Raw genomic sequence first — 12,901 nt, 5'->3', positions numbered from 1 at the left:
AATTAAAAAAACTATGAAAAAATTGTTTTTATTGGCAGCAGTTGCTTTTGCCAGTGCTTCTTACGCACAAACTGAAAAAGGAAATTGGTTTGCAGGTTCTGACTTAGGACTTTCATTCTCTTCTGAAACTGTTAAAGAAAAATACGACGGTAGAGAATTGAGCAACTCAACAACATCTACTTTCAAATTCACACCTAATGTTAACTATTTTGTGATAGATAATTTGGCGGTAGGTTTAGGTTTAGAGTATACTAACTCTAAAACAAAAGGTGCATCAGATAGTGAAAATATTTTTACTATAGCACCTAATGCTACTTATTTCTTCCCGCTAAGTGCTAATTTGGCACCATTTGTAGGGGCTAAAGTAGGTTATGCTATGGCGTCAGCAGGAAGTTCTGATGCTAATAAGTATAACGGATTAGTATTTGGTGGTAAAGCAGGGATTGCTTATTTTGTAAACCAAGGAGCGGCTATCACTGGTTATGTAGGCTATGATAGCTATTCTCTTAAAAATAAAGCAGATAGCAAAGCTGAAACCCAAAAAGGAACCTTAGGTGTAGGCGTAGGGGTTGCTTTATTCTTCTAATATAAAGAGAAATACGAAAAAAACAATAATAACTTTGCCAAAGGAATTAATGTAAATCCTTTGGCAAGGTTTATTTGCTAACTATCAACCACTTATCATAATAATTGAAAAAATATGAAACACTTTGTATTACCGGTAGGGCTGCTGCTATTAGTAGCTTGCCAGCAAAATCAAACTCCTTCCTCTACTAATGAAGAGAAAATGAATTATCCACAAACACGCAAAGACAGTACGGTAGATACTTACTTCGGCACTCAAGTGGCTGACCCTTATAGATGGTTAGAAGATGACCGCTCGGCTGAAACTGCTGCGTGGGTGAAGGCTCAGAATGCTTTCACTTTTGACTATCTCTCTAAAATTCCTTATAGGCAAACTATTAAAGAGAAATTAGAAAAGCTGTGGAACTACGAAAAAATAGGTTCACCTTTTGTAGAAGGCGATTACACCTATTATTATAAGAACGATGGACTGCAAAATCAGTCGGTGTTGTACCGCAAAGATAAAGACGGTAAAGAAGAAGTATTTTTGAATCCTAATACTTTTTCGGCTGATGGTACCACCTCATTAGCTACAGTGGCTTTCACCGAAGACGGCTCGCTTGTGGCGTACCTCATCTCGGAGGGGGGTAGCGACTGGCGCAAGGGTATCGTATTAGATGCTAAAACCAAAAAACAAATAGGCGAGACCTTAGTAGATATAAAATTTAGTGGCATAGCGTGGAAAGGCAACGAAGGTTTTTACTACTCAAGCTATGACAAACCCAAAGGTAGTGAGCTATCGGCTAAGACTGACCAACATAAGCTATACTACCATAAACTCGGCACCCCACAAAGTCAAGATGTATTGGTATTTGGTGGTACTCCTGCCGAAAAATACCGCTATGTATCGGGCAGCGTGTCGGACGATGGTGCTTACCTCTTCATTTCGGCTGCCAATGCGACTTCAGGCAACAAGTTATTTGTGAAAGATTTGACCAAAGCTAACGCTCCTCTTGTAACCATTACTGATAGCTTTGACGGCGACACAAGCTTTGTGAGCAACCAAGGTACGACCTTCTTCTTAGAGACAAATCTGAATGCTCCTAACGGTAGATTGGTGAAGGTAGAGGCTAAAAATCCGCAACCTGCTCACTGGCAAGATGTGATTGCAGAAACGGATAATGTATTGAGTATCAGTACCGCTGGCGAGTATCTTTTCGCTCACTATATGGTAGATGCGCTTTCAAAAGTAAAACAGTACGACTATACAGGCAAGCTCGTGCGCGAGGTGCAGTTGCCTAATATAGGTACTGCGAGTGGCTTTCACGCTAAGAAGAAAGAAGCGCATACTTATTTCACTTTTACTAACTATGCTACCCCCAGCAGTATCTATAAAATGGACTTAGCTTCAGGGGCTATTGAGCAATATTGGAAACCTGCGATTGCTTTTGATGCTACTCAATATGAGTCGAAGCAAGTATTTTACACTTCTAAAGATGGAACTAAAGTGCCAATGATGATTACCTATAAGAAAGGCTTGAAGTTAGATGGTAAAAATCCTACCTTATTATATGGTTACGGAGGTTTCAACGTGAGTTTGACTCCTGCTTTCAGCGTTGTAAATGCTGTATGGATGGAGCAAGGCGGTGTATATGCTGTACCTAACTTACGCGGTGGAGGCGAATATGGTAAAAAATGGCACGATGCGGGTACTAAGATGCAGAAACAGAATGTGTTTGACGATTTTATAGCAGCGGCTGAGTACCTTATCAAAGAGAAATACACTTCGCCTGCTTATTTGGCTATCAAAGGAGGTTCTAATGGTGGGCTGTTAGTAGGCGCTACTATGCTACAACGCCCTGACCTCTTTAGGGTGGCACTTCCGGCAGTGGGTGTGCTTGATATGCTACGTTACCACACCTTTACAGCAGGTGCTGGCTGGGCGTATGACTATGGTACTGCTGACGACAGCGCTGAGATGTTTAAATACCTAAAAGGTTATTCGCCTCTGCATAATGTGAAAAAAGGTGTCAGCTACCCAGCGACCCTCATTACCACTGGTGACCACGATGATAGGGTAGTGCCTGCCCACAGTTTTAAATTTGCGGCAGAGCTACAGAGCAAGCAAGAGGGTAATTTGCCTATACTTATCAGGATAGAAACCAATGCAGGACACGGAGCGGGTACCCCTGTGAGCAAAACCATAGAGCAAAATGCCGATTTGCAAGCGTTTACCTTGTGGAATATGGGTATTAAAAAGTAACGAAGCAAGTATAATAAAAACGATTTTCTTTTAATCTTTTTTTACAAATAGGTGTGACGAAACGCGGTGAATTGTAAATAAATTGTTAAAATTTGCCTTTCACAAAAAATAAAAGTAAATAAATTTTGCTGGTGTAAAATAAAATGCGTACGTTTGCGCCCTAATTAAATGTGAATTTAAACAATGTTTATGGCAAGAAGAATATTTGTAGTGCTACTATCATTCTTTGTAATGACAGCGTGTAGACGTGGAGGTGGCGATAACAAAGGAGAGCTTGTAGGTGTAGGGGGTAAGAGCTGGAAGCAGCCTACTCCGTATGGTATGACGCTTATCCCGAGTGGTTCTTTCATTATGGGTAGTTCTGATGATGATAAAACCGCGAGTTTAAACGCTCCAGTCAAAACTGTGAGTGTTGGTTCGTTTTATATGGACGAAACTGAAATTACAAATAGTGAATACCGCCAATTTGTGAATTGGGTACGCGACTCTATTATCCGTACTCAGTTAGCCGATATGGCTGAACAAACAGGCCAAACCTCAGGTAGCGGTGGTATTGGTGACTTTGCATACTTAGACACTAATACAGAGAAGATGAACGCTTACCAACAGTATCTTCAAAATACTTACGGTGACCAAAAAGCGCGTAAACTCAATAAGAAGAAAGCACTTATTTGGGATACAAATAAATATCCTGATGAGTACTATTCTGAAGTAATGGACAAAATGTACTTGCCCGAAGAGGAAGCTTATAACGGCAAGCGCATTATGGACGTACAAAAGTTTGAGTTTAAATATCAATGGCTTGATATGGAAAAAGCTGCTCGTGCAAGAGGTAAACGTAAAGACTTCATTAAAGAAGAAATAGTGAAAGTTTATCCTGATACTACTGTATGGATTAGAGACTTTAACTACTCATATAATGAGCCTATGCACAATGACTATTTCTGGCACGAAGCCTATGGCGACTACCCTGTAGTAGGTGTAAGCTGGATACAAGCGAAGGCTTTCTGCGAGTGGCGTACTCTTAATAAGAATGCTTATCAGAAATCAAAAGGTGATTATACGGTGAATGCTTTCCGCCTACCGATTGAATCGGAGTGGGAATATGCAGCACGTGGTGGGCTACCAGGAGGTACTTATCCTTGGGGAGGTCCTTATACCTATGATGATAAAGCGTGCTTTTTGGCGAACTTTAAACCATTACGTGGTGACTACGCCTCAGACAACGCCCTTTATACTGTAGAAGCAAAATCGTACGAGCCCAACGGATACAACCTATATAATATGGCTGGTAACGTATCGGAATGGACGAATACTTCATACGACCCTAACTCTTATGAATATATGTCGACAATGAACCCTAACGTATTGGACGACAACAACAGACGTAAGGTAATACGCGGTGGTTCTTGGAAAGACGTAGCCTTTATGCTGCAAGTAAATACCCGTGACTATGAGTATCAAGACTCTGCGCGTAGCTACATTGGCTTCCGCACAGTACAAGACTTTATGGGTATCAGCGAAAAACAACAAGCTAAATCAGCACGAGGCTATAGATAGAATAGTAAACAAATAATCAAAAAAACCAAAAACAAATAAACTAACAACATTTTTAATTTCAGAGTATTATGGCAGGAAGTAAAGTAACAAAGAGAATTTTTAATTATGCTTATGGTATAGGTGCCTCTGTGGTAATTGTCGGTGCCTTGGCTAAGATTTTGCACGCAGATATTATGGGTATTAGTGGTAGTGTGCTATTGGCAGTAGGTATGGGTACTGAGGCCGTTATCTTCTTTATGTCGGCATTTGAGCCTATTGAAGAAGAACTAGATTGGTCATTAGTATACCCAGAGCTAAAAGGTGGACAGCCAGTATCACGCCAAGTGCAAGCTGTAGCCCAACAAGTAAATCCAGCAGAAGAGAAAGCGCTAAAAGAATCTCTTTCTGAAAAATTAGATGGTATTTTGGCAGAAGCTAAGATTGACGCTAACCTAATGCGTTCATTAGGTAAATCGATAGAAAACTTTGCAGAAGCAAGCAAAGAAATCGCTCCTGTAGCAGGTACTATGGTTGCTACTCACAAATATGGTGAAGAGCTATCAGAGGCAGCCTCTAACTTAGAATCACTAAACAGCCTTTACAAATTACAATTAGAAAGAACTGAACGTCAGGTTTCTGCTCAAGCAGGTATTGCCGATAACCTAGACTCATTGAACAAACAAATGCTTTCATTTAAAGACAATCTAAAATCTTTGAACACAATTTATGGAGGTATGTTGTCAGCAATGGGAGGTGCACGATAAGAAGAATTTATTAACTTAACTAATTTAAAAATTTAGCTTATGGCAGGTGGAAAGGCAAGTCCTAGACAGAAAATGATTAACCTGATGTATCTGGTTTTCCTTGCGATGATAGCGCTTAATATGGGGAAACAAGTATTGGATGCATTTGGGTTAGTTAATGCAAAATTTGAATCAGCAAATACAAGGGCCAACGGTACCATCGAGGCTACTTTTGCTGATCTGGAAACTAAAGCGAGTGAAAACCCAAAACTGTATGCTGCGATTTTAGAACAATCGAAGCAAATAAAATCACTCTCTTCAGATTTGTATAGCTATATCCAAGAGATTAAAACCGGATTGGAAGATGCTATTGGACAGAAAGATAAGAAGGTAGAGGAGAAAGATTATCAAGCAATGGATAAATCTGACTATACAGACCACTTATTTTTTGCTGAAGGTGCTACAAAAGGCACAGAATTTGTAGAGAAGATTAATGCGTATCGCGAAGGAATTCTAAAAATATTGGGTGAAGACAAGGCTTACGCTGAGTTAGCTACTAAAGTAAAAGAAAATTTTAGTACTAATGACCGCAAAGATAAAGACGGTAATACCGTAAAATGGTTGCACTTCAACTTTGAAGGATTCCCTTATATCGCTTCTTTGGCGAAGTTCTCTATGATGCAGTCAGACATCTTATCAGTACAACAAGATTTCTTTGCTAAAGCACTTGAAAGTAGTTTGAATACGCAAGTATCGATGACTAACTATACTACTTTGCTTGAACAAGGTAAAGGAGCTTACTATCAAGGTGAGAAATTTGATGGTTCGATAGTATTAGGTCGTAAAGATGCTTTTACGCGCCCTAATGCAGTAGATATTTCATTAGACGGAAGAAAGCTTTCACAAAGTGAATTTACCATTGAAGATGGACGTGTGAAACTTAACATCTCAGCAGGTAATACTGGTGAGCACAAAATTACAGGTAACCTTTACTTTGACCAACAAGGTGAGCGTATAGCAGTGCCTGTATCACAAAGTTTCTCTACTATTCCTAAACCAAATTCAGCTGTTATCTCGGCTGATAAGATGAACGTAGTATATCGTGGGGTAGATAACCCTATCACCATCTCAATGCCTGGTGTACCTGATAACAAAATTATGGCTTCAGGACAAGGACTCTCTAAAGCCTCTGGAACAGGAGCTTGGGTGATGAGACCAGGACAAGGTAAAGATGTAACCATCACTGTAACAGGTGAGTTAGACGGACAACGCTTTAGTTCTTCTAAACTTTTCCGAATTAAGAGTATTCCTCGTGCGGTAACTAGTATAGCAGGAATTATAGGTGATGGCAAATTGCCAAAAGATAATATCGGTGTATTACCAATCAACGCTGTACTTGAAGACTTTGACTTTGACTTGAAACTACAAGTAAATGAGTTTAAAGTATTTATACCAGGACAACCTAGTGTGGTAGTGAAAGGAAATAAATTTAATGAGCAAGCACGCTCAGCTTTATCACGAGCTAAACGAGGTGATAAAGTACAGATATTCGATGTAAAAGCGAATATAGTAGGCAATAGCACATTGAAATTACCTCCTGTTTCACCTATCGTTATCGAAATAAACTAAGAAGAATTTTTATGTTACAACTAAAAAATATAATAGTACTATTAATTTTAGTGTTTACTTTTCAGCTTTCATCAGCACAGGTGAACATTCTCAATGCTAAGGTAGCATCGGATATCGGTGTGAAAACAGCTGCACAGATAGAGGCTGACAATGATAAGCCCCTACCTTACGGCTATGTAGATGACCGAGATATCCTATGGTCTGTAGAAGTATGGGAAGTAATTGACCTAAACGAAAGGGTAAACTTTCCGCTTCTTTTCCCTACTGATACACTTGAGGTAGACGCTTATCGCCGCTCTCTATACGATGTGCTTATCAAGAATATCAAAAATGGTAAGATAAAAGATCTGTATGTAGATTCATATTTTACACAGACTAAGACAGCTGAGGCTATCCAAGCTTCTATGTCTAAGATTGATACGCTTGATATAGGGTATGAGCAATTAAATGCTGGAGAGAAACTTTCGCCTGAGTACGTTACTCGTCGTAACTTAGAGTCATCGGATATTGCTCAGTATCACATACGTGGTATATGGTACTTCGACAAACGCCAAGGAGAGCTTAAATACCGTTTATTGGCATTGGCTCCTGTAGCACCTGATGTAAACTTTATAGACTCAGACGACTCTACGATGTCGGCATTAGTACCTTTATTCTGGGTGTTCTATCCGCAGGTGCGAGAAATTTTGCACGAGGCTAAAACGTTCAATAGAAAGAACGATGCCCGCCCGATGTCATTCGACCACTTGCTCAATGCCCGAATGTTTAGTTCTGTTATCTATCAAGAAGCTAACGTATATGGCGATAGAAAGATAAAGGACTACATTCAAAACAACGCACTCTTCCAGCTCTTAGAGTCTGATAAGATAAAAGAGAAGATTCGCGACAGAGAGCAAGATATGTGGGCTAATTAGAATTTAAATTCACAGAAATATTCTTTTAACTGTTAAAAAAAAGCATTGTTGTAATGACAATGCTTTTGTTTTAGATATAAATCAAGAAAAAAAATGGACATTAAGAATGCACAATTAGAAGTAGATAATTGGATTAAGGAGCATGGAGTGAGATACTTCAATGAGCTTACCAATATGGCACAACTTACTGAAGAAGTAGGTGAGGTGGCTCGTATTATAGCACGTCGCTATGGGGAGCAATCAGAGAAAGAAAGCGATAAGAACAAAGACTTGGGCGAAGAGCTTGCAGATGTAGTATTTGTAGTACTCTGCTTAGCTAACCAAACAGGCATTGATTTGCAGCAAGCCTTTGATAAGAAGATGCTTAAAAAAACTGAGCGAGATCACAATCGCCATCATAATAACGAGAAGTTAAAATAAAAAATAGGGGATACCTATTTAGGTATCCCCTATTTTTTATGCGAAAAATTATCTATTCTTCATCTTCAAATAGTTCTTCATCATCATCAAAGTCCTCATCTTCTACCTCATCATCAAGGTCTTCTTCTTTAGCTTTTTTGCTAACTGCTTTCTTACCTTTTTTCTTGCCTTTGCTTGGCAACTCGTTACTCTTAAGCCATTCTCTTATAGCAGCTTCTAATTCTTCAGTTAGCTCAGGGTTGTCTTTTAATACTTTTATTACAGCATCGCGACCTTGTCCGAGCTTACTTTCTTTATAGCTAAACCACGAACCGCTTTTGGTTATAATATCGGCATCTACACCTATATCTAATATTTCACCAATCTTAGAGATTCCTAACCCAAAGATAATATCAAATTCAGTAGCCTTAAATGGAGAGGCTACTTTATTTTTCACAACTTTTACCTTAGTACGGTTACCAATAATTTCACCATTTCCATCTTTGATAGCAGCACTACCTTGAGGACCTCCAGCCTTGCGGATATCTAAACGCACTGATGAATAGAATTTTAATGCATTACCTCCTGTAGTAGTTTCAGGAGAGCCAAATGATACGCCTATCTTATCGCGTAGCTGGTTGATGAATATCACTATACAGTTAGCTTTGCTTATGCTGGCTGTTATCTTGCGCAGAGCTTGTGACATTAGGCGAGCGTGAAGCCCCATTTTAGAGTCACCCATATCGCCTTCAATTTCTCCTTTAGGGGTTAAGGCAGCTACCGAGTCGATAACGATAAGGTCTACTGCACCAGAGCGTATAAGGGCATCTGCTATTTCAAGAGCCTGCTCACCACTATCGGGTTGTGTAACCAATAGATTTTTAACATCTACTCCTAAACGCTGTGCGTATACAGGGTCAAAAGCGTGCTCAGCATCTATAAAAGCTGCTGTACCTTTAGCTTTTTGTACCTCAGCTATAGCGTGTAGGGTAAGAGTGGTCTTACCAGATGATTCTGGTCCGTATATCTCAATTACGCGCCCTTTAGGGTAGCCACCTACACCGAGGGCTGCATCTAAGCCTATAGAACCTGTAGAGTATACTTCTACATCTTCTACAGGGCTATCGCCTAAAGCGCGTACGGTTCCTTTGCCGTAAGCCTTATCCAGCTTGGCTAAGGTTAGCTTGAGGGCTTCTCTTTTTTGTTCTTCTACACTGAGTTCTTTGTTCTTTGCCATTAGTGTTTACTTTAATAAGGTGCAAAAATAGTAATAAAATCAGTAAGCTACAAATATTTACTGATGGGCTTATGCATTAAAGTGCCTGCCGTTTGCTTTGTTCTACTCTCACTACAAATAGTCCGATGCCTAATCCGATGGCGAAAATGCCTAAGTCTTGCAGGTGCAGTGTATTTACTTCTTTGTAGAGAGCGCTAACAGTCATCAGACAGATACCTAATAATAAAAGGGCAGGGTAGACTTTAGTAAAGCTAAAATCTTGCTCTAAGCTGTTTAGGCGACGCAGACTAAACTGTCTCTTTCGTCTATTAATTGTATTAAAATAGAGCCATACCCCTAATATAGGAGTACCTACAATCATCAGCGCCCATAAGATAACATCTTGTTTCTTTTCGTTCTTGTACCTTTTAAATAGGTCAGTGAGTGCCCATATAGCAAAAGCGACTTGTAGCACTACAAGGGTAATAATTAGTTCAGTTTGCATAATAGGTGTAGTTCCTTTTGAGTGGTTATCAAAAAGATGCCACAAAGGTAACATTTATATTTGATAAATGCAAGTCTTTTTAAGATATAAAATAAAAAAAAAAGTCCGATAAACAATTATCGGACTTTTCCATTAACCAACCAAAACTTTAAATTATGAAAACTATTATTTGAAGTTTTACAATGAGCTACCACCCTCATTGCGTTGGCAAAGGTACGGCGTTTTTTTGAAATACCAAAATAAAATCAGACTTTAACAAAAAATTAACGCATATCACTTTTTTAGGTAGCTCATTATCAACATTTTAACCATTAGCTAAAGAATTGATTACTTTATCAGCTCCTTTCAGAATTTCCGGACTTCCTACTCCTATAGCAGTCATTCCAGCAGCTTTAGCAGCCTGTATACCCGCAGGAGCATCTTCTAATACACAGCAGCGGTCGGCATTGAGGTGTAGGGCTTCGGCTGCTTTCAAGAAAACTTCTGGGTCAGGTTTAGCTTTGCTGACCATCGTTCCATCAACTATAGCATCAAAATAAGGCAGTATGCCGGTGCGTTCTAATACTAAGCGCGCATTTCTACTAGCAGAACCAAGAGCTATCTTTTTGCCTTTGCTTTTCAGTTGCTGAAGCAGTGGCAATACCCCTGGTAATAGTTCCTTATGGTCTATATGACTTATTTTCTGCAGATAACTTTCATTCTTTCTAAGAGCGGTCTGCGCAAAAACTTCCTCGCTAAGGCTCTTGCCAGCCCACGATAATATTTTGTGCAGCGATACCTCTCGTCCTATGCCTTTCAGTTGCTCATTATGCTCGGGAGTAAGCTCAAAACCAAACTCTTTAGCGATTTCTTTCCAAGCTAAATAATGATATTTAGCCGTATCTACTAACACCCCATCGAGGTCGAAAATATACCCATCAACATCAGGTAAGGTGCATACAGGCTGCGGATTGTCAGAAGCAAACCATTCAGCATACGAACTTTCGGTTTCGCATAGGCGTATAGAGTGAAGTTGCACATTTGGGGGCAACTGCTGCTGAATGCGCTGTGCAAAGTCAATTACCAGATTTTCGCTCGTAGGCTGATAGGGTACACTGATAATATTGTGTCCTTTGGCGCGTAGGCTTTCTGCTAGCTCTTGATGAGGTGAGTTAGAGTTGAACACCATAGCGTGGTCAAAAGGGGTGATAATCTGTTCTTGTACGATGTGTTTTAGGTCGCCAAAATCGATAACCATACCGTTTTTAACGTTATGAGGGTCATTGATGGGCGTACCAATAACGGTTACTAAAAGTTTATAGCTATGTCCGTGCAGGTTTTTGCACTTGCCGTCATAACCATAGAGGGCGTGACCTGCCTCAAAATCAAATTTCTTTGTAATACGAATCATTTTCTAATCGTTAATTCAAAAATTCATAATTTATAATTCAAAATTCATCAGCTTTGTTTCTTTGCCATCAAATACAGCATAAGTGTAGTAGTGTATCCAGTCACCGGTATTTATATAGGTAGCTTTGCCGCCCAAATCGATGGTCATTGGTAGGTGCCGATGCCCAAAAAGGAAGTAATCATAATGGGTAGTCTCTAATTTGCGCTTGCAGTACTGCACTAACCACTCTTTGTCTTCACCTAAGAAATGCACGTCTTCATCGCCCGAAATCATCTTGTTTTTCACCGATAAATATTGCGCTAAACGCACGCCTATATCGGGGTGCAACCAGCGGAAAAGCCACTTGCAAAAAGGATTGGTAAATACTTTCTTCATTCGCTTGTAGCCCTTATCACCTGGCCCTAAACCATCGCCGTGCCCTATCAGGAAGCGTTTGCCGCAGCTCTCTACCTCTTGCGGACGGTGAAAGACAGGTATATTGAGTTCTTTTTCAAAATAATCGTCCATCCATAGGTCGTGGTTGCCTACGAAAAAGTAGATAGCAATGCCGCTATCGTGCAGTTCGGCCAGCTTACCTAAGGTGCGTACGAAGCCTTTAGGCACTACCGTGCGGTACTCAAACCAGAAGTCGAATAAGTCGCCTAAGAGGAAGATAGCCCCTGCATCGGCTTTTATAGTGTCGAGCCAGCGCACGAATTTAGCTTCGCGTTCTTTGCTCGCCTCAGGGGTAGGAGCGCCCAAGTGATTGTCTGAGGCAAAGTATATTTTCTTATTTTCAGTTAGTGATACGTGCAACATCTTATTTATTTCGTTTATCTTCACCCCAAAGTAGCTTGGAGCGAAGGGTTTTGATAAAGCTATCGCCCTCTAAACGAATCATCTTCACTACGAAAGGGGCTTTCCTAACTATGATACTCTGTTTGTTGGGTATCGATTTGATATGCGAGTCAAGCGACATCAGGAACTTCTTTTCGCGCCCCGAAATGCTCAGTTTCACCTCTGCATCTTCCGGAATGATAACAGGACGAGCGCTCAGATTATGAGGAGCGATAGGGGTAAGCACAAAGTTCTTAGCGGTGGGCAATATTACCGGCCCAGCACAGCTTAGCGAGTAGCCCGTAGAGCCTGTAGGGGTAGCGATGATAAGTCCGTCAGCCCAATAAGAGCACAGGTAGTCGCCGTTTAGTTCCGTATCGACCGTTATCATCGAGGCGGTATTTTTGCGAGTAACGGTTATCTCGTTGAGGGCGAAGTTTACCGTATCTACCGGTTCGCCTGTATCGGCAAACACAGCCTCTATAACCGAACGTTCTACCACCTGATAATCGCCTTTGCGCAGTTGTTCTAATACATTAGGCAAGTCGTCTTTATGGGCGGTTGCCAAGAAGCCTAATCGCCCTGCATTGATGCCCAAAATAGGTATCTGCAAACTGCGTACATAGGTAATGCCTTTTAGCAGCGTGCCATCGCCCCCTATAGTCAGCATCACGTCGTAAGAGGTGTTTAGGTCTTCGAATGAAGCAAAAGATTTAGCGCTGTTAAATTTATCAGACCTCAGCTGCAATTCCGATAGTATTTCCTGCTCTATATACACTTGGTCATCAGGGGTAAAGAGCGAGAAAAGCTGCTGTAAGATGCTTTCGTTTTCAGCAGTATATTGGCGTATATAAATAGCGATTTTCATCTTTCATCAAATGATTATAGAGTACAAAGATAAGGAGTTCTAAAGAAAGTACAAA

General features: G+C 40.4%; 12 protein-coding genes and 1 pseudogene. 7 read left to right on the top strand and 6 right to left on the bottom strand.

The features are described from left to right. Window positions 1–13 precede the first annotated feature (13 nt). From C8P65_RS05090 to C8P65_RS05060, 7 genes are all read left to right on the top strand, one after another. Window positions 14–586, top strand: a complete 573-nt coding sequence (locus tag C8P65_RS05090) for an outer membrane beta-barrel protein (RefSeq protein ID WP_107781865.1) — start codon at window positions 14–16, stop codon at window positions 584–586. Window positions 587–700: 114 nt separating this feature from the next. Next, window positions 701–2,827, top strand: a complete 2,127-nt coding sequence (locus C8P65_RS05085) for a prolyl oligopeptidase family serine peptidase (protein WP_107781863.1) — start codon at window positions 701–703, stop codon at window positions 2,825–2,827. Between the two features lie 183 nt (window positions 2,828–3,010). Then, window positions 3,011–4,387, top strand: a complete 1,377-nt coding sequence (gene porK, locus C8P65_RS05080) for a T9SS ring complex lipoprotein PorK/GldK (protein ID WP_009388430.1) — start codon at window positions 3,011–3,013, stop codon at window positions 4,385–4,387. Window positions 4,388–4,455: 68 nt separating this feature from the next. Next, the gene (gene porL, locus C8P65_RS05075) at window positions 4,456–5,130 is read left to right on the top strand and encodes a type IX secretion system motor protein PorL/GldL (protein ID WP_107781861.1); all 675 of its coding nucleotides are present in this window, start codon (window positions 4,456–4,458) and stop codon (window positions 5,128–5,130) included. Between the two features lie 39 nt (window positions 5,131–5,169). Beyond that, window positions 5,170–6,738: a type IX secretion system motor protein PorM/GldM gene (porM, locus tag C8P65_RS05070; RefSeq protein ID WP_107781859.1), complete on the top strand. Its 1,569-nt coding sequence runs from the start codon at window positions 5,170–5,172 to the stop codon at window positions 6,736–6,738. A gap of 11 nt (window positions 6,739–6,749) precedes the next feature. Further along, complete coding sequence (gene porN / locus C8P65_RS05065) at window positions 6,750–7,652, top strand: type IX secretion system ring subunit PorN/GldN (RefSeq protein ID WP_107781857.1); 903 nt, start codon at window positions 6,750–6,752, stop codon at window positions 7,650–7,652. Window positions 7,653–7,745: 93 nt separating this feature from the next. Further along, on the top strand, window positions 7,746–8,072 hold the full coding sequence (locus C8P65_RS05060) for a nucleotide pyrophosphohydrolase (RefSeq protein WP_009388426.1): 327 nt from the start codon (window positions 7,746–7,748) through the stop codon (window positions 8,070–8,072). Window positions 8,073–8,124: 52 nt separating this feature from the next. Here C8P65_RS05060 and recA read toward each other — a convergent pair whose 3' ends face one another. From recA to C8P65_RS05035, 6 genes and pseudogenes are all read right to left on the bottom strand, one after another. Continuing rightward, window positions 8,125–9,288 (bottom strand): recombinase RecA, encoded by a 1,164-nt coding sequence (recA, locus tag C8P65_RS05055; RefSeq protein ID WP_107781855.1) that lies wholly within the window; start codon window positions 9,286–9,288, stop codon window positions 8,125–8,127. 76 nt (window positions 9,289–9,364) lie between these two features. After that, window positions 9,365–9,826, bottom strand: a complete 462-nt coding sequence (locus C8P65_RS05050) for a PLDc N-terminal domain-containing protein (protein ID WP_107781853.1) — start codon at window positions 9,824–9,826, stop codon at window positions 9,365–9,367. Between the two features lie 250 nt (window positions 9,827–10,076). After that, a complete protein-coding gene (gene pgmB, locus C8P65_RS12225) occupies window positions 10,077–10,682 on the bottom strand; it encodes a beta-phosphoglucomutase (protein ID WP_281260401.1) in 606 nt (201 codons plus the stop codon). 39 nt (window positions 10,683–10,721) lie between these two features. Continuing rightward, window positions 10,722–11,162 (bottom strand): annotated as a pseudogene (locus C8P65_RS12220) (6-pyruvoyl trahydropterin synthase family protein); the annotation flags it as partial. Between the two features lie 30 nt (window positions 11,163–11,192). Beyond that, entirely contained in the window at window positions 11,193–11,960 is a 768-nt protein-coding gene (locus C8P65_RS05040) for a UDP-2,3-diacylglucosamine diphosphatase (protein WP_107781849.1), read from the bottom strand. 1 nt (window position 11,961) lies between these two features. After that, window positions 11,962–12,846: an NAD kinase gene (locus C8P65_RS05035; RefSeq protein WP_107781847.1), complete on the bottom strand. Its 885-nt coding sequence runs from the start codon at window positions 12,844–12,846 to the stop codon at window positions 11,962–11,964. Window positions 12,847–12,901: the final 55 nt, after the last annotated feature.

The organism is Capnocytophaga leadbetteri, from assembly GCF_003054025.1.
Classification (GTDB): domain Bacteria; phylum Bacteroidota; class Bacteroidia; order Flavobacteriales; family Flavobacteriaceae; genus Capnocytophaga; species Capnocytophaga leadbetteri.
The sequence above is the reverse complement of the archived record's forward strand: the minus strand, read 5'-3'. Positions and strand labels throughout refer to the sequence as shown.